The 16,263-nt window shown below is 66.0% G+C and carries 37 protein-coding genes; 25 read left to right on the forward strand and 12 right to left on the reverse strand.

The window, feature by feature from the left end; translation table 11 throughout:
- Positions 1-8: 8 nt before the first annotated feature.
- From GVY64_RS09505 to GVY64_RS09515, 3 genes are read left to right on the forward strand one after another with little or no spacing between them, the layout of a single operon-like run.
- The gene (locus GVY64_RS09505; protein ID WP_159840228.1) at positions 9-425 is read left to right on the forward strand and encodes a hypothetical protein; all 417 of its coding nucleotides are present in this window, start codon (positions 9-11) and stop codon (positions 423-425) included.
- 9 nt (positions 426-434) lie between these two features.
- The gene (locus GVY64_RS09510; RefSeq protein WP_159840229.1) at positions 435-881 is read left to right on the forward strand and encodes a hypothetical protein; all 447 of its coding nucleotides are present in this window, start codon (positions 435-437) and stop codon (positions 879-881) included.
- 3 nt (positions 882-884) lie between these two features.
- Positions 885-2,747, forward strand: a complete 1,863-nt coding sequence (locus GVY64_RS09515; protein WP_159840230.1) for a hypothetical protein — start codon at positions 885-887, stop codon at positions 2,745-2,747.
- 155 nt (positions 2,748-2,902) lie between these two features.
- Here GVY64_RS09515 and GVY64_RS38685 read toward each other — a convergent pair whose 3' ends face one another.
- The 6 genes from GVY64_RS38685 to GVY64_RS38690 are packed head-to-tail and all read right to left on the reverse strand — an operon-like array spanning position 2,903 to position 3,940.
- Complete coding sequence (locus GVY64_RS38685) at positions 2,903-3,031, reverse strand: hypothetical protein (RefSeq protein WP_268895613.1); 129 nt, start codon at positions 3,029-3,031, stop codon at positions 2,903-2,905.
- Positions 3,032-3,090: 59 nt separating this feature from the next.
- Positions 3,091-3,327 carry a hypothetical protein gene (locus tag GVY64_RS09520; RefSeq protein WP_159840231.1) on the reverse strand — a complete coding sequence of 79 codons (237 nt, stop codon included), beginning with the start codon at positions 3,325-3,327 and terminating at the stop codon, positions 3,091-3,093.
- A complete protein-coding gene (locus GVY64_RS09525; protein WP_159840232.1) occupies positions 3,314-3,472 on the reverse strand; it encodes a hypothetical protein in 159 nt (52 codons plus the stop codon). The genes GVY64_RS09520 and GVY64_RS09525 overlap by 14 nt, the downstream gene beginning before the upstream one ends.
- Entirely contained in the window at positions 3,469-3,651 is a 183-nt protein-coding gene (locus GVY64_RS09530; RefSeq protein WP_159840233.1) for a hypothetical protein, read from the reverse strand. Before GVY64_RS09530 ends, GVY64_RS09525 begins: the two co-directional genes overlap by 4 nt.
- Positions 3,648-3,821 (reverse strand): hypothetical protein, encoded by a 174-nt coding sequence (locus GVY64_RS09535; protein WP_159840234.1) that lies wholly within the window; start codon positions 3,819-3,821, stop codon positions 3,648-3,650. The genes GVY64_RS09530 and GVY64_RS09535 overlap by 4 nt, the downstream gene beginning before the upstream one ends.
- Positions 3,818-3,940 (reverse strand): hypothetical protein, encoded by a 123-nt coding sequence (locus GVY64_RS38690; protein WP_268895614.1) that lies wholly within the window; start codon positions 3,938-3,940, stop codon positions 3,818-3,820. Before GVY64_RS38690 ends, GVY64_RS09535 begins: the two co-directional genes overlap by 4 nt.
- A 212-nt stretch (positions 3,941-4,152) precedes the next feature.
- On the opposite strand from GVY64_RS38690, the gene GVY64_RS09540 reads away from it, so the two are divergent.
- Complete coding sequence (locus GVY64_RS09540) at positions 4,153-5,313, forward strand: helix-turn-helix domain-containing protein (protein ID WP_159840235.1); 1,161 nt, start codon at positions 4,153-4,155, stop codon at positions 5,311-5,313.
- Positions 5,314-5,563: 250 nt separating this feature from the next.
- Here the strand turns inward: GVY64_RS09540 and GVY64_RS09545 are convergent, their stop codons facing one another.
- The 5 genes from GVY64_RS09545 to GVY64_RS09565 form a co-directional block, all read right to left on the reverse strand.
- On the reverse strand, positions 5,564-5,839 hold the full coding sequence (locus GVY64_RS09545) for a hypothetical protein (RefSeq protein WP_159840236.1): 276 nt from the start codon (positions 5,837-5,839) through the stop codon (positions 5,564-5,566).
- A gap of 29 nt (positions 5,840-5,868) precedes the next feature.
- On the reverse strand, positions 5,869-6,342 hold the full coding sequence (locus tag GVY64_RS37215; protein ID WP_201297960.1) for a hypothetical protein: 474 nt from the start codon (positions 6,340-6,342) through the stop codon (positions 5,869-5,871).
- Positions 6,343-6,482: 140 nt separating this feature from the next.
- Positions 6,483-6,692 carry a hypothetical protein gene (locus GVY64_RS09555; protein WP_159840237.1) on the reverse strand — a complete coding sequence of 70 codons (210 nt, stop codon included), beginning with the start codon at positions 6,690-6,692 and terminating at the stop codon, positions 6,483-6,485.
- Positions 6,689-6,838, reverse strand: coding sequence for a hypothetical protein (locus GVY64_RS09560; protein ID WP_159840238.1), 150 nt, complete (start codon positions 6,836-6,838; stop codon positions 6,689-6,691). The genes GVY64_RS09555 and GVY64_RS09560 overlap by 4 nt, the downstream gene beginning before the upstream one ends.
- Positions 6,835-7,164, reverse strand: a complete 330-nt coding sequence (locus GVY64_RS09565) for a hypothetical protein (RefSeq protein WP_159840239.1) — start codon at positions 7,162-7,164, stop codon at positions 6,835-6,837. Before GVY64_RS09565 ends, GVY64_RS09560 begins: the two co-directional genes overlap by 4 nt.
- A gap of 88 nt (positions 7,165-7,252) precedes the next feature.
- On the opposite strand from GVY64_RS09565, the gene GVY64_RS09570 reads away from it, so the two are divergent.
- On the forward strand, positions 7,253-8,713 hold the full coding sequence (locus GVY64_RS09570) for a recombinase family protein (RefSeq protein WP_159840144.1): 1,461 nt from the start codon (positions 7,253-7,255) through the stop codon (positions 8,711-8,713).
- A 692-nt stretch (positions 8,714-9,405) separates the two neighbouring features.
- Here GVY64_RS09570 and GVY64_RS09575 read toward each other — a convergent pair.
- Positions 9,406-9,735: a helix-turn-helix domain-containing protein gene (locus tag GVY64_RS09575; protein ID WP_159840145.1), complete on the reverse strand. Its 330-nt coding sequence runs from the start codon at positions 9,733-9,735 to the stop codon at positions 9,406-9,408.
- A 177-nt stretch (positions 9,736-9,912) separates the two neighbouring features.
- Between GVY64_RS09575 and GVY64_RS39080 the strand changes: the two genes are divergently transcribed.
- From GVY64_RS39080 to GVY64_RS09675, 20 genes are all read left to right on the forward strand, one after another.
- Positions 9,913-10,155 carry a helix-turn-helix domain-containing protein gene (locus GVY64_RS39080; RefSeq protein WP_159840146.1) on the forward strand — a complete coding sequence of 81 codons (243 nt, stop codon included), beginning with the start codon at positions 9,913-9,915 and terminating at the stop codon, positions 10,153-10,155.
- Complete coding sequence (locus GVY64_RS09585; RefSeq protein WP_159840147.1) at positions 10,152-10,319, forward strand: hypothetical protein; 168 nt, start codon at positions 10,152-10,154, stop codon at positions 10,317-10,319. Before GVY64_RS39080 ends, GVY64_RS09585 begins: the two co-directional genes overlap by 4 nt.
- On the forward strand, positions 10,316-11,095 hold the full coding sequence (locus GVY64_RS09590) for a phage antirepressor (RefSeq protein ID WP_159840148.1): 780 nt from the start codon (positions 10,316-10,318) through the stop codon (positions 11,093-11,095). The genes GVY64_RS09585 and GVY64_RS09590 overlap by 4 nt, the downstream gene beginning before the upstream one ends.
- A complete protein-coding gene (locus GVY64_RS09595; protein WP_159840149.1) occupies positions 11,092-11,544 on the forward strand; it encodes a hypothetical protein in 453 nt (150 codons plus the stop codon). Before GVY64_RS09590 ends, GVY64_RS09595 begins: the two co-directional genes overlap by 4 nt.
- Positions 11,541-11,762, forward strand: a complete 222-nt coding sequence (locus tag GVY64_RS09600; protein ID WP_159840150.1) for a hypothetical protein — start codon at positions 11,541-11,543, stop codon at positions 11,760-11,762. The genes GVY64_RS09595 and GVY64_RS09600 overlap by 4 nt, the downstream gene beginning before the upstream one ends.
- A gap of 97 nt (positions 11,763-11,859) precedes the next feature.
- Positions 11,860-12,342, forward strand: a complete 483-nt coding sequence (locus tag GVY64_RS09605) for a hypothetical protein (protein WP_159840151.1) — start codon at positions 11,860-11,862, stop codon at positions 12,340-12,342.
- Between the two features lie 73 nt (positions 12,343-12,415).
- Complete coding sequence (locus GVY64_RS09610; protein ID WP_159840152.1) at positions 12,416-12,643, forward strand: hypothetical protein; 228 nt, start codon at positions 12,416-12,418, stop codon at positions 12,641-12,643.
- Positions 12,640-12,984 (forward strand): hypothetical protein, encoded by a 345-nt coding sequence (locus tag GVY64_RS09615; RefSeq protein ID WP_159840153.1) that lies wholly within the window; start codon positions 12,640-12,642, stop codon positions 12,982-12,984. The genes GVY64_RS09610 and GVY64_RS09615 overlap by 4 nt, the downstream gene beginning before the upstream one ends.
- Positions 12,981-13,226 (forward strand): hypothetical protein, encoded by a 246-nt coding sequence (locus GVY64_RS09620; protein WP_159840154.1) that lies wholly within the window; start codon positions 12,981-12,983, stop codon positions 13,224-13,226. The genes GVY64_RS09615 and GVY64_RS09620 overlap by 4 nt, the downstream gene beginning before the upstream one ends.
- Positions 13,223-13,402, forward strand: coding sequence for a hypothetical protein (locus GVY64_RS09625; protein WP_159840155.1), 180 nt, complete (start codon positions 13,223-13,225; stop codon positions 13,400-13,402). Before GVY64_RS09620 ends, GVY64_RS09625 begins: the two co-directional genes overlap by 4 nt.
- A complete protein-coding gene (locus tag GVY64_RS09630; protein WP_159840156.1) occupies positions 13,399-13,740 on the forward strand; it encodes a hypothetical protein in 342 nt (113 codons plus the stop codon). The genes GVY64_RS09625 and GVY64_RS09630 overlap by 4 nt, the downstream gene beginning before the upstream one ends.
- Complete coding sequence (locus GVY64_RS09635; protein WP_159840157.1) at positions 13,737-14,108, forward strand: hypothetical protein; 372 nt, start codon at positions 13,737-13,739, stop codon at positions 14,106-14,108. The genes GVY64_RS09630 and GVY64_RS09635 overlap by 4 nt, the downstream gene beginning before the upstream one ends.
- The gene (locus GVY64_RS09640; protein WP_159840158.1) at positions 14,095-14,277 is read left to right on the forward strand and encodes a hypothetical protein; all 183 of its coding nucleotides are present in this window, start codon (positions 14,095-14,097) and stop codon (positions 14,275-14,277) included. Before GVY64_RS09635 ends, GVY64_RS09640 begins: the two co-directional genes overlap by 14 nt.
- Positions 14,278-14,279: 2 nt before the next feature.
- The gene (locus GVY64_RS09645; protein ID WP_159840159.1) at positions 14,280-14,423 is read left to right on the forward strand and encodes a hypothetical protein; all 144 of its coding nucleotides are present in this window, start codon (positions 14,280-14,282) and stop codon (positions 14,421-14,423) included.
- Positions 14,420-14,623, forward strand: coding sequence for a hypothetical protein (locus GVY64_RS09650; protein WP_159840160.1), 204 nt, complete (start codon positions 14,420-14,422; stop codon positions 14,621-14,623). Before GVY64_RS09645 ends, GVY64_RS09650 begins: the two co-directional genes overlap by 4 nt.
- Positions 14,623-14,982, forward strand: coding sequence for a hypothetical protein (locus tag GVY64_RS09655; RefSeq protein ID WP_159840161.1), 360 nt, complete (start codon positions 14,623-14,625; stop codon positions 14,980-14,982). The genes GVY64_RS09650 and GVY64_RS09655 overlap by 1 nt, the downstream gene beginning before the upstream one ends.
- On the forward strand, positions 14,979-15,338 hold the full coding sequence (locus GVY64_RS09660; protein WP_159840162.1) for a hypothetical protein: 360 nt from the start codon (positions 14,979-14,981) through the stop codon (positions 15,336-15,338). Before GVY64_RS09655 ends, GVY64_RS09660 begins: the two co-directional genes overlap by 4 nt.
- Positions 15,335-15,826: a WhiB family transcriptional regulator gene (locus GVY64_RS09665; RefSeq protein ID WP_159840163.1), complete on the forward strand. Its 492-nt coding sequence runs from the start codon at positions 15,335-15,337 to the stop codon at positions 15,824-15,826. The genes GVY64_RS09660 and GVY64_RS09665 overlap by 4 nt, the downstream gene beginning before the upstream one ends.
- Positions 15,823-16,074 carry a hypothetical protein gene (locus GVY64_RS09670; protein ID WP_159840164.1) on the forward strand — a complete coding sequence of 84 codons (252 nt, stop codon included), beginning with the start codon at positions 15,823-15,825 and terminating at the stop codon, positions 16,072-16,074. Before GVY64_RS09665 ends, GVY64_RS09670 begins: the two co-directional genes overlap by 4 nt.
- The gene (locus GVY64_RS09675; RefSeq protein WP_159840165.1) at positions 16,071-16,256 is read left to right on the forward strand and encodes a hypothetical protein; all 186 of its coding nucleotides are present in this window, start codon (positions 16,071-16,073) and stop codon (positions 16,254-16,256) included. Before GVY64_RS09670 ends, GVY64_RS09675 begins: the two co-directional genes overlap by 4 nt.
- Positions 16,257-16,263: the final 7 nt, after the last annotated feature.

The raw sequence follows: 16,263 nt of genomic DNA on the forward strand, positions 1-16,263 counted from the left end.
GCCACTACGTGACCGTCATTACTGAAACCCTCACCGACCTCGCGGGCACGCCGCACACCGACGAGGTGTTCTTCTCCAGCTACATCCTGCGGGAGAACGACGACGGCGACGCGATGATCACCACGTCCGTCCGCTCCTACACGCCCGTGAACGGGGTGATCACCACCGAGGACCTCGACCCCGGGCCAGCGCGGGTGCGGATCGGGATGGACACCTACAACATCACGATCCCCGAATCCGCCACACCCGTTCGGTTGTGGCCGTTGATCGAGACCGGGCTGCCCGCGCCGCCCACCCTCGTCGGCGCTTACGTCGTGAACGGCGGCGGCATCGCGCGCGTGCAGAAGCTCACCGAAAGCGAGTACGCGGCACTCACTCTCCCCGATCCGGAAACCGAGTATTCGGTTGTCCCCGACCCTGAATAGGAATCCTTCATGGCCACGTTCACCGGCAAGTTCTACGGGCTGTTCTTCAAGTCGCTCTTGAACAAGGAGATCGACTTCGACACCGACAACATCAAGATCATGCTGTGCACGAACTCGTACACGTTCGATCAGGACACCCACCAGTACAAGAGCAGCATCACCAACGAAGTGTCGGGCACCGGCTACACCGCGGGTGGGCAGACTCTCACCTCGGTGACGGTCACCTACGACGCGCCGACCAACACGATCAAGCTCGACGCCGCAGACCCATCCTGGACCGGATCCACCCTTACCGGTGTGCGGAAAGCCGTCATCTACGACTCGACCCCGGGCACGGACGCGACTCGCCCGCTGATCGCCTACCTCGAGTCAGATGCGGACCTGTCCACCACCTCGGGCACGCTGTCCATTACGTTCGACGCGGCCGGAATCGCTACCGTGACGGTCGCCGCGTAAGCCATGCCGAAGTTCACGCGCGGCCAAGAGCCGGTCGCGATCCGCATCGGCACCGAGCCCGTACTGCGCAAGTACATCGGCGACCGGCTGATCTGGGACGGCACCCGCTCCGTCGTCGCGCAGGCCCAGCGCGCCACCGCGACAGCGAGCGCCCGTCCCGGGACCGTGTCGACAACGGTGACAGTGCCCGCGATCGTCGCCACCGCTGCGGCCGGCGCGTTTCCCGCCGCAGTTACGGCGACCTCCAGTGGGCAGGCGACAGCGGCCACGGCCACCGCACTGGTCCCCGCCCACGCTGTCCATGCGGACGCGCACGCGGCGGCCGTGGTTGCCACTGCGGGCGCTTCGGTGCTTGCTGCGGTGGGGGAGCAAAACTTCGACGCGCAGGCCAACGCCACCGCGGCGACAGCGGCGTTGAACTCGTCCCCGACTGCGGCCACGGCTTCGGCGGACGCCGCAGCGGGCGCCGTGGCGGCGACGGCTTCCACGCTGGTGTACGACGCGATCGGGCAGGGTTCCAGCTTCAACACCGCCACCCCGGCTACGGCCACAGCTGCTGCGGTGAACGCCGAGATCTCCACGAGCGTCGCCGTTCCCGCCCTGACCGCGACGGCTGCAGCTGCAGGACGTACCGCCACGCCGTCGGCTACCGCCACCGCCGCGGCGACCACTGCCACAGCGACGGCGACAGCGGTCAACGCGACCGGCACAGTGGTGAACCTCGCCAACTACACCGACGACTTCAACCGGGCCAACAACACCAGTCTCGGGTCATCGTGGACCGAGACCGGCGGTGACCTCGGCATCATCTCCAACCAGCTCGCAGTCCAAGGCACCACCGCGAACAGGCGCGCAGCGATCTACAACAGCCAGACCGTCACCCCATATCAGTCGGTGGAGTTCACGATCGGCTCGGCGCCGAACGGTACGGCGGTCGCCGGTGCGGTGCTGCGCTGCAACTCGGCCATGACCGAGATGGTCATTCTGGGCACGTACAACGGTGGTTGGAATCTCGGCCGGATCACCGGTATCAACGGAACCTACACCGCCATCGGTTCCGGCACGGTCACCATCGCCACCAACGATGTGATCCGGTGCCAGGTCGATGAGAACAATGTGTACTCCGTCTACATCAACGGTGTGAAAAATGGGTCGTCGTATCGAGATACGACGTGGGGCGACTCCAGCCACCGGTATCTCGGGTTGTTCGTGCAGCGCGTCAGCACGACCAACAGTCACTCGATCGACAACTTCGTCGGCAAGGACGTATCGCCCTACGTCCAGTTCGCCTCCGACGACTTCAACCGGGCGAGCCTTGGCAGCAACTGGACCACCAGGTTTGGGCCGCTGTACCTGGCGTCCAACGAGCTGTCAGCCGTCGGGCTGGCGTCCGAGCCGATCAGCTTCGGATTCTGGAACGCGGCAACGTCGCCGTCGGCCGACATGGCAGCCCAGGCTCGGATCCGCTGGAACGGTAGGAATCCTCAGCACAGCTCGATGTCGGTGTGCGTGCGCGCCGACCCGGCGAGCAACCACGCTGGCGTGCACTACTGGCGGGTCGCGGACAAACACGGCATCTGCATGTACTCGTGGGACGGGACGACGTTCACCTCTGCTACTGGCCTGGCTGACATCATCACCACCACGAAGGCCGCGGAGGGCGCCGTGATGCGCATCGAGGCAAGAGGGACGGTGTACACGGCGTTCTTGGACAACGTGCCGCAACTTCAGGGAACGTTCACGACGGCGCAGGTTCCGCTGACCAACCGGTATGCGGGCGTGCACGGCGAGGACGACTCTGGGGTAAGTGGCGGTGGTGAGCCGCCCGCGAACTTGGACGACTGGGCGGCCTACTCTCTGCCCTGATCCACCTCAGCGACACAAAGCCGCCCCGCGGTTTCGCACCTGCGGGGCGCTTTTGTCGTGTCCGGACACCAAACCGCCCCGACCTACGCATCAAGGTCGGGGCGGCCTCCGCCGTGCCTGCGGTGTTTACACGGCGAAGATTCTGTGGGTGACGCTCAGTCCACGGCCTTGATCAGCCGGGGGTCTTCGGTGATGATCCGCTTCCGGGGGGCATCCTTCCCGCGAGGGTCGACATTCCAGTTGTCGTTGGCGGGGCCGTCCGGACCAGGGATCTTCTCCTGCACGCGCTCTCCTTCGATTCGTGTATCTCCTGAAATCCCCGACGATCGCCGGGGAAGACTGATCAGCGCGCGTACTCGCGGTACACGGGCTTGCGGGCCAACGCCCTTCCGGCGCCGGTGAGGCAGTAGCCGCGGCCGGTGCCCTGAGCGAGGCCGGAACGCTGGAGTTCGGCGGCGTCCTGGGCAGCGACCCGCTCGGACAGGTCCGTAATTCTGGACAGCTCACGGACGGGCAGGCGGCGGTCGGACTCGGCGAACAGCGCGCCCAGCAACTTGGCTTGGTTCTCACTCAGCGGCATCGGCGAACCCATCGAGCAGTTCGTGGGCGTGGTCGATCGCCCGGTCCTCGAGGAGGTCCGCGTATTCCTCAGCGGTGTACGAGTACCCGTCGTCACCGACGATGTAAACGGTCCCGTCGATGGAGGATTCGAGGTAGCCGATCACCGGTCGGCCCACTCGCGGATGGCTACGGCGAAGCGCAGCAACTGCTGTGGCGACTGACCGGCGTTGGCCTTCGCCACGAGGGTCAGGTACTGCTCGACGGTGTACGGCAGCCCGTCCGGGCCGACGACCATGGTGCGGCCCTCCAGACGTTCTTGCCAGGCGGAGACAGCGTCGTTCATCCGAGCACCACCGACAGGCGCTTGAGCGCGGCCATGAAGAACTCGCATCCGCCGTGCCCGCCATGGAGGTCCATGCCGAAGCGGGCGTGCTCGATGGACTCGATCATGGCGTTGGTGCAGGGTTGGGCCCGCCACCGGTCGAGGGTGTCGGGTGCCGCTACGGGGCTCACCGGGCAGCCTCGTAGCGATGGGGGCCGGGCTCGGGCCGAACCAACGCGGCGTAATAGACCGCGGCGGCCAGTAGCGCGATTGCTACACCGACGACGAGAACGGGTAAATACTCGGGCATCTGGTACCCCCTGGCGCGTTGTGTGTTCTGTTGGAATGGGCACACGGTGCCGGAGAGCTCGTAACCTCCCGAGGGGCGAGAGGCTACGAAACGAATCGCCTGGTTCGGGGGTCCAAGCTCGGATCCGGCACCGTGTGCTAACTTCACGTTAAGTGCAGGCCAACAGATGAATGCTCCCTAATTGCTCCCTCTTTCGGTGCTACGGTGGGGGTATGCAGAAGAACGAGGCCGTCGGCGAACGCATCGCGCGTATCCGCAAGACCCGCGGCCTGACCCAGCACCAGCTCGCCTCCCTCGCCCACGTCGGGCGCGGATACCTCTCCCGTGTCGAAGCCGGGATCGACTCACCCACCTCCATGTGGGTCGGCGGCATCGCGTCCGCCCTGGGCGTCGATGCGTCGATCCTGATGGGCGCCGAAAGCGAAGCCGCGAGCCTCGACCGCATCGTGCCCACCGTGCGCCAGGTCGTTGCCTCGACCGACCCGCTGGCAGATGTCGATCCGCTACCGCTCGACATCCTTCGGCTCCGGGTCGATGAGGTCGCGCGCTGGCGGCATGAGGGCGCGTACTCGAAGATCGTCGAGGGCCTTCCCGATCTCGTGGACCACCTGCTCGTCGCCGGGCAGCGCGATGGAGCGGCGGCCTACGAACTGCTCGTCACCGCCTACCGGGCAGGGAACACGCTGGCGCACAAGACGGGCCACTACGACCTGTCAACTCTGGCCACCGACCGCATGGTGTGGGCGGCCGGGAACGCCGAGGATGAACTGCTTCTGGCCACGGCCCAGTACGTGAAGACCGCCGCTCTCGCCCGTGTCGGTGCGATGGAACGCGCGGTGCGGTTGACCGATCGGACGATCGCGACCGTCGAGCCGTACGCCGACGACGAGATGGGCGCGGCGGTGCTGTGCGCTCTCCACATGCGCCGAGCGGGCCTGGCATCGACCGCTGGGGACGCTGAGACCACCGACACTCATTTCGCCGAGGCCTACGGCTTCGCGGAGAAGATCGGGGACCGGCAGGCGCACGGCACGGTGGTGGGCCCCACGAACGTCAAGCTGTTCGAGCTGTCGGCGGCGGTCGATCTTCGCCAGGTGGGCAAGGCGAAGGAACTCGCGGAGCAGACCCAGATCCCGACCGACTACCCGCGCGAACGCAAGGCGCACTTCTACCTCGACGTGGCGCGAGCGCACCTGAGCGCTGGCGAGCCGGACGCGGCCGTCGATGCCCTCGTCGACGCGAAGGAGTCGGCGCCGGAGTACTTCCGCAAGTCCCGTTCGGTGGAGACGGTGATCAAGACGACCGCGGCGCACGAGCGGCGAGCGTCGAGCAAGCTGCGGGCGCTCGCGCACTACGCGGGGATTCAGGACTGATGCTGCCAACCGAACCAGGGGTGTACCACGATGCCCGCGGCGATGAGTGGGTCTTGCACGAGGATGGGCGGTGGCAGTGGACTGGCCGGCGGATGGGGGATGGGTCGCTGTGGCCGGTGAACGACCATCCGGGAGCCTCGACGGAGGCGCTGGCCTCCGCTACGCCGAGCGAGGCGATCCTCCCGCTGACGCGGGCATCGCTCCCGGACTGACGCAAGCAAAAGCCGCCCCGAATCCGGGGCGGCTTTCGTCATGTCTGGGGGTGTTGGCCGTCGTCGCGCCAGCAATGCTCGTCCAACGGCGGCGTGTAGACCACTCCGTCGCAGGCGTGGCAGCGGTGGGTGCGGTGCCCGTTGCGTCCCTCTACCCGGCAGGGCAGCCAGACGGGGGTGAAGGTGCCGTGAGCGAGGACGTGACCGTTGGGGCAGCGGACCGGCCGCGTCTCCGCAGCGCGTCCGTCGGAGAGCCGCACGAGTTGCCCAGGCTCGCCGCGGCGTCCGTCAGGTCCTACGTAGTGCTGCCGCATCCACTGATCGTGGCACACCCGACCGACAGCTACTTCCTGCCGAGGATCCAGACGAGGAGCCAGATCGGTGCCCACATGCCGCACGTCACCAAGGTCATGAGTGCGTGAAAGCCATGGTTGGGTCCGACGCGATACCCGCCCACCCGCGCGGAGGCGTTGACGACGACATTCTGCATCACCTGCGGCGGCGCGGGCGCGTAAGTGGGCTGTGGCTGCATGATCGGATACGGGGCGGTCGGCGGCTGATGGATCGGGGCGTGCTGCTGGACGGGGACGGGTGGGGGCGTGAACGGCACCTCGGGCAGGGGGACGTCTCCGCCGGAGTTGATGAGGTCCCGCAGCGTCCCGTCGACGAGCTTCATCAGCCCGGTGTGGGCCTCTTCCGGTGAGTAAGCCTCCCAGCTGAGGTTCGGGAACTCGGCGCATCGGGCGACGAATTTGTCACCGTCCCGCAGCACTCGGTAGGTGTAGCGGTCAGCAGTTGGGTACTGCGGTCCGGTCATGAATGTCCCCTCGGGGTCGGGCAGGTTCCCCCTGCGATTGGAATGCCCTGCGCACAGGCTGTCGGGCTGCTCATCGTGAACAACCGGGTCGTGTTACGCGGGTCACAGCGTGTCTGGTGTGGACACGCTGTGAGCGGCGCTCAGGAGTTGAGTCCGGCCAAGAATTTGCGCACCGCGTCGGTGAAGTCGTCGCACTCGGCGCAGGCCGCGATGTTCCCCAAGGGGATCACACCCGTCTCGGCGAGCCCGGTGATGGGCAGGGTGCACAGGCAGATGTGGAGGCAGCGCGGGCAGAGCGCGATGCCGGTCGGATCGCCGACGGATACCTCCACCCGCATGGCGTTGCTCATGCCTTCGATCCTCCCATCTGCATCCCGCCGCCGTGGCGTTCGAGCCATTCGACGAGCGGCTCCATCCCGTACCGCAGCAGCTCGAGCTCGCGGGTGAAGGTCTCGCGGCACTGCTCGGGTACGTCGAACGCGAGGGTGATCGTCACCGGATCACGCCGAGCATGTCCGGGCACGACACGTCCACCATGGTGCCGAGGGTGTAGCCCAACTGGTGCGGGTAGTGGTCGACGGCCAGGTGCTCGAGCGCGGCCCGTTTCCCGGCGGGGGTGGGGTCGGCGCGCAGGATCCCGCACACCTCGTTGGCGGTCTGGATGATCTCCGGCTGGAACTGGCGGTTGACGCCGCCGAGCAGGAGGCGGACCTCCATCTGCTGACCGTCGGTCCAGCCGGGCCACGGGGCGGCGTTGGCCGGCGAAGGGGTGAGCGCGAGCGCCGCGGCGGACAGGGCAGTGATATCGATGCGGATTCGCATGAGGATTGCTCCGTGGAGGTGGAAGTCATGTACCCGGCTATCGTCAGATATCTCTAGATATGTGTCAATAGCGGGGTATATTTCCTGCGTGACCGAACGTGTACGTGCGGCGAAGAGGGCTCGCCTCGAGACCGCTGCTCAGCTGCGCGCTGTCATCTACGCGCGAGTGTCGAAGCCTGGCGAGAAGTCGGTCAAGGACCAGGAGAAGGTGGGGCGTCGCGACCTTGCCAGCATAGGCGTGGTAGTCGTGGCCGTGTTCAGCGACAAGCTTTCCGCCAGCCGCTACCGCAGGGTTCAGGAGCGGCCTGGCTTCATTGAGACGAAGGACTTCATCAGCGCTGGCAAGGCGGAGATGCTGTGGACGTTCGCGAACAACCGTGCCGCAAGGGACCTCGACGACTACGTTCCACTGAGGCGCCTGTGCATCGAGACAGGAACGCTGTGGCGGTACGGCAACCGCACCTACGACCTGTCCAAGGCGGCCGACCGGCGAGCGGCGAACGCTGACGCGCTGCGCGCCGAGGAGCAGTCCGACGACATCAGCGAAAACGTCAACCGCGGCGTGCAGGAGGCGCTCGAGGAAGGCAAGCCACACGGCAAGCTGCCTGCGGGATATCGGATCATCCGCGACGAAGAGACGGGTAAGGCGATCAACCGTGAGCCGATCCCGGCACAGGCGGAGATCATTCGGCTCGCCGCTCAGCGTGTGCTCGATCACGAGTCGCTGAGGTCTGTCAGCGCTGATCTCGCGCCGCGATGGGCAGCAGCCAAGGGAAAGGGGACATTCGACGCCCGATCCCTACGGCGGTTGCTGATCAACCCCACGTATGCGGGGATGCGCACCTACTACGGCAAGATATCGGGCCCCGGAACCTGGGAGCCCATCATCACGCCGGACCAGCACAAGCGGCTGCGTAGCGCACTGATGCACCCGCAGCGCGTTACGTCACGGAGTACGGAACCTGTTCATCTGCTGAGCTTCATCGCTCGATGCGGTGTCTGCCAGACGCACATGCAGGCTAAGACGCCCTCGCCGGGCGGGCCGAAGACCAAGCCGTATTACTGCTGCCCGCAGTGGCATTTGAGCCGTGCGATCGAGCGTGTCGACGGGCATGTGGAGGAGCTGTTGATGCAGCTGTTCGAACGGCCGGACACGCTGGCGTTGTTCGCTGCGTCCGCCACGAAGGACGAGATTTCGGTCGAAGACGAGCTGGCGACGATCGTCCAGCTGCGCGCCGACATCGAGGCGTACGTCAAAGACGCGGCGCGGACCCGGATGTCGGCTACGGCGGTCTCTACGTACGTCGAGGAGTTGGAGCGACAGATCCGCGAAGCGCAAGGTCGTATCGACGCAGTGGCCGCAGCGGCAGACCCCCTGGTCGCCGAGAGTGTCGGGCCGAACGCGCGCAGTGTCTGGGCGCGGCGGGATCTTCGCGAGAAGCGTGATGTCATAAGGCGATCGATCGCAGTCAGGATTAACCGTGTCGGCAGTCGGGGCGTGCACAGTGAGATTGGGGTAGAGGTGCGCCCGCTGTTCGCTGCCCCATGAGATGCATGGCGTTACTCACGACACGGTAACAATTCGGATTTTCCGGATTATTTGCTGCTGCAGCACAATCAGTAAACTGCGCATGACATCTGTATGAATCCCTTTTGGCTGAATAGCGTCATATCGTGGCCATTGCTAGCGCTAGGTGTAGCCATCTCCATGCGATGGTGGGGAAAACCCCCATGTGTGCTGGAAGTTAACTCATGATCTCTCTTGTTATCGCATGAAAATGCTTGAGGGATTGACCTTGAAACCTATAGGCGTCACGACCAGCGCTCACTATGATCTGATGCACAGTTGACAAGTGAACGATCAGGGCGGGGCCTGGTAGCTGAGGGGTGACGACGTGAACGCGGATGAGGCAGGCTCGTTATCGGGGGGAACCCTATGACCAGCATGGAACCTGAGCTAGGTTCGGCCCCGGAGGATCTCGCTCGGCTGATCGGTATCGAGATTTCCCCGCCGTGCGGAACAGTTGCCGTTCAAGGCGACTGGGCGATCGTCGGCTCGGTCGTCGTGCACGTGCACGGGAGGCCGGTGGAAGCTGTGCCAAGGGAAGGTGTCCACGATGACGAGAAGCAATTTCTCTTGATGATGGCGACGCGGGTCTGCTGCAGGGGACGGGCCGCGCTGTCTGGCTGGAGGTACAACTCCGAAGTCGGCTGGGCGACTGATGTGAGAGTCCACCGCAACTACGAGGACCGGTTCCGCCGCCGGAGTTCTTCCATGTGCTCGTCCGAGGGCGGCACTGTGTTGGCGATGGCCGGATTTACCGAGCCGTCCTGCAGGTAGATCGCGTCACGCTGCTTCTGCGCCTCGGCGGTGCGCCGAGCTGATGCCATGAACGCTTCCGGGGTCATCCCGAACGCATGAGCGAGCCTGTCGAGCTGCTCCATGTCAATCGCGACGAGCCCTCGCTCCATCCTGCTCAGAGTCGGCCGAGGGATGCCGGCCAGATCAGCGAGCTTCTTTTGGTCGAGCTTCTTCGCCGCGCGCTGTACGCGCACTTCGGTAGCGACCATCAGAGTTAGTTCTCCGACGCCGCGAGGGTTCGTAGCCACCCGTTGAGAGTAGGACAGGGTGTGCCAAATGGAAAAGAGGCGACTTCCAGCGGCGGTAAGGGTGTCCTAGCAGCAACACAACGCAACATTGCGCGCAGCACCCTTGCGAATGTGCCAAATGAGCGTATCGTGATTCATATGGCACATCAGCCCGGCTGGTCTCAGCGAGTAGCGACCGGCCTCCGAAGCGCAATCGCAGCGTCCGGCCTATCGGTCCGATCGCTCTCTGAGATCACCGGGATTCCTCTCTCGACGCTCAACAGGCGCGTGCGGGGCTTAGCCCCTTGGGACACGGCGCAAATCGAGGCTGTCGCTGAAGCCATTCAGTGCGACCCAAAGGATCTCATACCTTCGGACGACTCGGAAGCGGAGGCGTCGTGAGCAAACCTCGTCCCGCCGTCGACCCCGCTATGCAGGCGTGGATCGACGAGCAGATGAAGCACTTCCCCCAGGGCTCGATGGCTCCGGCCGTTCAGATGCTGGTCGCCTTCGAGCGTTCCGACTGCGATCGGGCCGCTGCCGCACAGAAGGGAGCGGCGGCATGAGCGCCGACCTGATGCCGTTCACCAACGGCGAGTTTCAGTTGGAAATCCGCCCCCACGAAACCGACGGGTTCCGCGTGCTCGCGCCGAGCCTGGCGCGATCCCTGGGGTTTCGGGAGGCGTACGACCTGTTGCGCTCGATCCCACTGGGGGAGAAGGGGTCCGATCTGGTCCGGACCCCTGGCGGCGAGCAGCAGGTGGGTTACTTGACGGAGGCCGGGTTCTATCGCGCCCTCGGCCAGCGGCAGGCGGCTCGCATCGCCGACGAGTCCATCCGGGCTTCGGTCGAACGGTTCCAGTCGTGGGTCTACGGCGAAGTCCTCCCCGCGATCCGCAAGACCGGTTCGTACTCGACCGCCCCCGCGCTGACCGATGACGAGCTGATCCACCGTGCGCTCGAAGTCTCCACCCGCCGCGTCGCTGAACTGACCGCGAAGACTGAGCAGCTGGAGGCGAAGGTCGAGGCCGACGCCCCGAAGGTCGAAGCCTACGAGCAGTTCATGGAAGCCGACGGCACCTACCTCGTCGGCACCGTGGCCCGCATGTTGGGCACCTCGCAGAACAAGCTGTTCGCCGAGCTGCGCGAACGGGGCGTGTTCATCGCGAAGGGGTCGATGAAGAACACCCCGTACCAGCGGTTCATGCAGCACTTCGTGGTGAAGGCTACGCATTTCGAGCGGTCGGACGGTAGCGAGGGTGTGTCGTACACGACGCGGGTTCGGCCGTCGGGTGTGGATTTCATCCGCCGCCGCCTGAACATGCAGGTGGTGGCGTCATGACCGACCTGACTCACCGCGTCACCCTCGACGAGTACATGGTCGTCCTTCAGCAGCGCGCCGACGAGTGGCTGGCTGGGCAGAAGAGCCCGAACCTCCGCTTCCCTCCGCTGCTGGAGTGGTTCGTCCTCGACGGCGACGAAGCGATGGTGGATCTGCCTGAGCCGGAGCAGAAGCCGGACAAGCCGAAGCCGCAGCCTCGGCGCTACCGCCCCGCGTCGTACTGGCGCGAGCGGATCGCTGCACTCGAAGCCCAGATGGCGCCATTGACGGAGCCGCTGATCAACGACCGCGCGGCGGCCGGTGGCGTGGCCCTCGGCGTCAAGCGCACTCGGCGTATCCAGGCTCGGGAGGACTCCCGGTTGCAGCGGTACGTCGAGTTGCGGAACCAGCTGGAGCACGCGCAGTCCATGCTGCGCCGCGCCGAATCTCGGGAAGCGGGTGCGGCATGAGCAGCGGCCAGAAGCCCCGCGTCCGTACCTTCTTCCCCCGCATGAAGGTGCGTCGCCCGCACCGCCCCCGTCAGCCGTTGACCGTCTTCTGGGACGAGAAACTCCAGCCGGTCTGGTTTACGCGCGACAAGGACGTGGCTCGGAAGGCCGTGGGCGTCTACTTCGGCAACTACGGCGGTGCCATCACCCTGACCGGGCTCAAGGGCGGTGCCCTGTGACCGCCTTCGTCATCGTCTGCATCGGTTCCATCCTCGCCACTCCTGTCCTGGTGTCGGTGGATCACGCTGTGCGCGCCGCTACTCGGGGGAGGCGGAAGTGAGCAACCCGTGGGTCCTGACCGCGATCAACGTTGCCGCGTTCGCTTTCGTCTTCGCCTTCGCGTGGTGGTGGGGCAAGCGGCAGTCAAACTCCCTCGGCGCGGTAACCCCCCCGCCTGCTGCCGAGGTTGGGCGTCCCGGCGGTGCGGACGCGGCTGGCCCCTCGGCCGCGCCCCGCCGGGACACGCCCGAAGGCGATGGAGTCAGCACGCACGCTCCGGTCGAGTGGGAGACGGCCAGCCGATGGCGGGATGCGCTTCTGTTGATCGCTGACAACCCGTGCTCGAACGGCGATCCGGCAGTGGCCTGCCCTGATGAGTTCGGCGACGACCGGAAGCGGTGGTGCAGCTACTGCATCGCCGCCGATGCCCTGAATCCCTCGGATTCCTCACCACAGCCTGACCCGCTGCGTAGTGAGGCTGCACCCTCGGCGTCACGTGACGTCAACCCCGGCGCCGAGGGTGCCTCCCACGTCCCTTGAACAAGGACATGGCCGCCGAGGTGACATCTCGACGGCCATTCAATCCAACACAACGAGAAGAAAGTCTACCGCAATGGTCAAGCACTCCGCCGCCTACGAGGCGTATGTGACCCAACTCCTGGCCACCCCACCCGATTCCGCTGATCACCGCATGGCCGAGGTTGTCGCCGCGATGCGTGACGACGACGCCCTGCTGACGTTGCTGTTCGAGATCTACACCGAGGACCCGGTGAACACGCGGGAGTTCGCTCTCGCCGCGCACCTGCTGTCCCTGCTGTTCGGGTCGGCGGTGACGGCATGACCGAACTGAAGCTCGAACGCCGCAGCCAGCGCGACGAGGGCATCGTCTCTGCCGGTGTCGCGATCACCCCGCCCCTCGATGAGGACTACTGGGCCTACCGCGTCCGTCTGAGCGATACCCAGGCCATCCTCGGCTTCCCGAAGTTCTTCACCATCGGCATCGGCTTCGCCGTCGAGGAGGACTGGAACACCAACCTGCCCTACACGTCCGATGCTGCGGACATCTTCCTGCACATCCGGCACAACAAGGGCGACGACTCGATCGCCGACTCTGATGTGGTTGACGCGATTCGCATGGTGCAGGAAGCGATCCGCGCCGATCTTGAGGCGGTGAAGTCGTGACCCCGCTGGAGTACACGGACTGGACGAACCAGATCCTCCGCTACGTCGGTGGCCTACTGGTTGCCCCGGAGTCCTCGACGTCGTTCGAGATCGGCCGCACCTTCGCTCTCCTGGCCGACGCTGACCGTCCCCGCTACGTGGAGATGTTGATGCGGGAGAACCGTCCGGGGACGCGGGAGTACGAGATCGGCTGGGATCTGCGGGCCCTGCTGATCGGCTGGCCGGAAGCGGGTGTCGCATGAGCCGCCTGCACAACCCGTTCCGCCGCCGCGAGTCGGAGCTGGAGACCACACAGCCCATGTCGCTGGCCGAGTTCCAGCGCGTGATCGTGCCCGACGGCCACGACTGGCCGGAGTGGCACTACGCCGACGCCAAGCCCGATTGGGAAGACCGAAACGACGAGGGGGAGACCCGATGAGCCTGAACGACACTGCTCGGATTGCCGAGCTGGAGCATGAGGTCGCCCGCCTCCGTGCCGCAGGGAAGGACGTCGGCGAGTACATCAAGGCGCTCAACCAGACCGCCCTCGACGCCACCGGCATGCACGACGTGATCAACGAGAAAGGCGACGGGGACTGGCAGGCCGTGTGGGAGAACGTCGCCGACCTGGGTGAGCGCCTGCGCCAGGCGGAGAAGCGGATTGCGTTCCTGCGCCGCGAGTACCGCGACCTGCACGTCCGGTGCGAGGAGTTGGTTGGCGAACGCAACGAATTGCGCGCCCGTGTCGCTGAGCTGGAAGCGCAGGTGCAGCGATGACCGCGCGCGAGATACCGGCGCACACGGTTCGCTTCGAGATCGGCCCATTCGGGGTGTCGGCGGTGTTCAACTGCTACGCCCGCGTCGGGGAGCCGTTCTGCCGCTTGACCTGCCCCACGGCCATGGGCTGCGAGTCCACTGCCGAGTGCCGCGAATCCGGGCACGAGCCGGTCGATTACGGCCGCTGCATGTTCGTGGAGTGGATGGATGCCGATGACGGTATCGATGCGTTCTCCGGTGACCGGACGGCACTGCGCGGCGGGCACATCGTCCCCGAGTGGCAGGGCGACCACTGGACGTGGAACTACGCCACGGCCACGGGGCGCATCCCTGATACCGCCGGGGAGGTGCCCAATGTCAGCGCGTGAGCCCTGGTTCCACCCCTACGAGGCAGCCGCCGAGCGGGCCAAGATCGCCGACACCGAGGAAGTCGACATGCACGAGTTGGCCTTCGCCATGGAGGCCGCTGGCTGGTTCGGTGCCCGCCGCTCCCTTCCGCTGCTCGACACCGCCATCGAAGCCCTGGAGGAGTGGTGACGATGCGTGAGAAGTGGTTCGAGCGGGTCGAGTCCACCCAGGAGCGCACGGGTTTCCAGATGCGGGTGATCCCCCACGCCCCCAGCTGCCTGTGCTCCCACTGCCACGCCGAGAAGTTCGAGCGAGCCGCGGAGGAGGAGTTGTGATCGCGTTCTGGCATGACCTGCTCGCCTACGCATGGGAGTTGATCGCCGCGGGGTTCATCGCCGGCATCCTGGCGTGCATCTGGCTCGGGCAGGGCAGGGACTACTCCGGCGCCCCCGCCGAGGACGACGGCGAAGAGGTGCCCTACGACCCCGACCGGTACAGGGATTGGCAGTACGCCGACGAAGTGGAGGCGTACTGATGGCCCGCAAACCCCTGCTTTCGGACGACGCTGTCCGCGAGATACAGCGTCTGCACGCCGACCGGTATCCCGTCGCCGAGATCGCCCGGAAGTACGACCGCAGCCTGGACGCGATCTACAACCTCCTGCGCGGCAAGTCCTACCGGGACGTGACCGCCTCCAGCCACGGCACGCGGACTTGTGCGTGTGCCGACTGCGCTACCGACCGCCGGCGGGACGAGAACGTCCGCCGCGGCGACCTCATCGCAGCTGTGGCGGTGTGCGTCCGCTGCGGGGAGGACTTCACCACCAAGGCCACGGCGATGCTCGCTCGCCCCGGCTACATGGTCTGCCCGTCATGCCGAGAGGAGAGGCCGTGACCGACACCAATCAGCTAATTGTGAACTTCCGCGGCGGTGTCGGGGAGCTGAAGCCCGACAACCCGGAGGAGCAGGCGAAAGCGCGGCGCACCGCAGCCCACTACGCCGAGAACGCCGACGAGTTGCGGACGTTCCTGGACATGCTCGGCCTGCGCGATCACCCCGTGAAGAAGCAGAAGCGGCCGAAGCATGTGCCCGGAAACCTGATCCGAAACCCCGGCATCTGCCGCAAGTGTGGGGTGCAGATGGTGTCGCGTGAGTCGGCGCAGCCCGGTGACGTCCGCTACGGGGGACTCGGCCTGTGCGTTCGCGACTACGCCCAGCACCGCCGCGCCGCGCTCAAGGAGGCGCGGTGAGCGACAACGAATGGCGGAAGAAGGCGTCCTGCCGCGCGTACTCCTCCGAGCTGTGGTTCCCGGAGCGCAGCAACAAGGCCAAGACCGCGGTGGACATCTGCCACGCCTGCCCGGTGCGGCGGGACTGCGCGGAGGACGCGATCAAGCGTGACGAACGCTGGGCCATCGTCGCCGGTTTCCGGTGCGGCGAGAAAAAGGAACGCGACGCACTGAAGGCATGGCTGGACGGCGATGTCGCCCAGGCGCCGAAGCCGCGCCACTACGTGCGCTCCCGCAGCGCTTGCGAACGCATCCCGGCCGGGCCGGCGAGCGAGCACCTGAAGGCGCTGGCCGAGGTGATGCGCTACGACGAACTGATCGCCATCACGGGGCTTACGGCTGGGGTTGTGAGCGGCCTGCTGTATGGGCGCCGCGGGAAGCCGCGGCAGACGATCCGCAAGGAGGACGCCGAGAAGGTGTTCTCGGTGCAGCTCGAGGTGAGCGCATGAAGCGCTACGGCCCGTATGTCGACTACGACAAGCTCGCCGACGGCGCAATCGCCCTGTGCGAGCAGGTGCGTGATGTCGAGCCCGCTGTGACGTTCGCCGAACTCGCCGACCGGTGTGTACGGGATCCGCAGCGGATGGCGCAGTTGCTGATGTGCCTGGCGGTGTGGGTCGACATCGACGGTCCGGCGTCCGCGTTGACCGCCCGTGCTGAAGCGGTCGCCCGCGGGCGCGTTCGGAGGTCGGCATGAGCATCCGCACCTGGAAGGACGGCCTGTCCCGCTTGGACATCGAGCAGGACCCGTCCGGCCGGATCCGCTTCGGCCTGCACGGAATCAATCAGGCGGGCGAGGTCATCGAGTACGGCTTCGTCGCGTCCTTCTCCGCGTCCGCGCGTGAGGAGATCGCCCAATTCATCAAGGAGGGCATGTGAGTACCCA

This window comes from Nocardia sp. CY41 (assembly GCF_009829325.1).
In the GTDB taxonomy this organism is placed as follows: domain Bacteria; phylum Actinomycetota; class Actinomycetes; order Mycobacteriales; family Mycobacteriaceae; genus Nocardia.

Bases quoted from the DNA above. Each gene is read 5' to 3' on its own strand.
- GVY64_RS09510 (WP_159840229.1), top strand. From the start codon at position 435: ATGGCCACGTTCACCGGCAAGTTCTACGGGCTGTTCTTCAAGTCGCTC.
- GVY64_RS09515 (WP_159840230.1), top strand. From the start codon at position 885: ATGCCGAAGTTCACGCGCGGCCAAGAGCCGGTCGCGATCCGCATCGGC.
- GVY64_RS09520 (WP_159840231.1), bottom strand. From the start codon at position 3,327: ATGCCGCTGAGTGAGAACCAAGCCAAGTTGCTGGGCGCGCTGTTCGCC.
- GVY64_RS09530 (WP_159840233.1), bottom strand. From the start codon at position 3,651: ATGAACGACGCTGTCTCCGCCTGGCAAGAACGTCTGGAGGGCCGCACC.
- GVY64_RS38690 (WP_268895614.1), bottom strand. From the start codon at position 3,940: ATGCCCGAGTATTTACCCGTTCTCGTCGTCGGTGTAGCAATCGCGCTA.
- GVY64_RS09540 (WP_159840235.1), top strand. From the start codon at position 4,153: ATGCAGAAGAACGAGGCCGTCGGCGAACGCATCGCGCGTATCCGCAAG.
- GVY64_RS09545 (WP_159840236.1), bottom strand. From the start codon at position 5,839: ATGCGGCAGCACTACGTAGGACCTGACGGACGCCGCGGCGAGCCTGGG.
- GVY64_RS37215 (WP_201297960.1), bottom strand. From the start codon at position 6,342: ATGACCGGACCGCAGTACCCAACTGCTGACCGCTACACCTACCGAGTG.
- GVY64_RS09555 (WP_159840237.1), bottom strand. From the start codon at position 6,692: ATGAGCAACGCCATGCGGGTGGAGGTATCCGTCGGCGATCCGACCGGC.
- GVY64_RS09565 (WP_159840239.1), bottom strand. From the start codon at position 7,164: ATGCGAATCCGCATCGATATCACTGCCCTGTCCGCCGCGGCGCTCGCG.
- GVY64_RS09575 (WP_159840145.1), bottom strand. From the start codon at position 9,735: ATGGTCGCTACCGAAGTGCGCGTACAGCGCGCGGCGAAGAAGCTCGAC.
- GVY64_RS39080 (WP_159840146.1), top strand. From the start codon at position 9,913: ATGGCACATCAGCCCGGCTGGTCTCAGCGAGTAGCGACCGGCCTCCGA.
- GVY64_RS09590 (WP_159840148.1), top strand. From the start codon at position 10,316: ATGAGCGCCGACCTGATGCCGTTCACCAACGGCGAGTTTCAGTTGGAA.
- GVY64_RS09595 (WP_159840149.1), top strand. From the start codon at position 11,092: ATGACCGACCTGACTCACCGCGTCACCCTCGACGAGTACATGGTCGTC.
- GVY64_RS09600 (WP_159840150.1), top strand. From the start codon at position 11,541: ATGAGCAGCGGCCAGAAGCCCCGCGTCCGTACCTTCTTCCCCCGCATG.
- GVY64_RS09610 (WP_159840152.1), top strand. From the start codon at position 12,416: ATGGTCAAGCACTCCGCCGCCTACGAGGCGTATGTGACCCAACTCCTG.
- GVY64_RS09615 (WP_159840153.1), top strand. From the start codon at position 12,640: ATGACCGAACTGAAGCTCGAACGCCGCAGCCAGCGCGACGAGGGCATC.
- GVY64_RS09625 (WP_159840155.1), top strand. From the start codon at position 13,223: ATGAGCCGCCTGCACAACCCGTTCCGCCGCCGCGAGTCGGAGCTGGAG.
- GVY64_RS09630 (WP_159840156.1), top strand. From the start codon at position 13,399: ATGAGCCTGAACGACACTGCTCGGATTGCCGAGCTGGAGCATGAGGTC.
- GVY64_RS09635 (WP_159840157.1), top strand. From the start codon at position 13,737: ATGACCGCGCGCGAGATACCGGCGCACACGGTTCGCTTCGAGATCGGC.
- GVY64_RS09640 (WP_159840158.1), top strand. From the start codon at position 14,095: ATGTCAGCGCGTGAGCCCTGGTTCCACCCCTACGAGGCAGCCGCCGAG.
- GVY64_RS09645 (WP_159840159.1), top strand. From the start codon at position 14,280: ATGCGTGAGAAGTGGTTCGAGCGGGTCGAGTCCACCCAGGAGCGCACG.
- GVY64_RS09655 (WP_159840161.1), top strand. From the start codon at position 14,623: ATGGCCCGCAAACCCCTGCTTTCGGACGACGCTGTCCGCGAGATACAG.
- GVY64_RS09670 (WP_159840164.1), top strand. From the start codon at position 15,823: ATGAAGCGCTACGGCCCGTATGTCGACTACGACAAGCTCGCCGACGGC.
- GVY64_RS09675 (WP_159840165.1), top strand. From the start codon at position 16,071: ATGAGCATCCGCACCTGGAAGGACGGCCTGTCCCGCTTGGACATCGAG.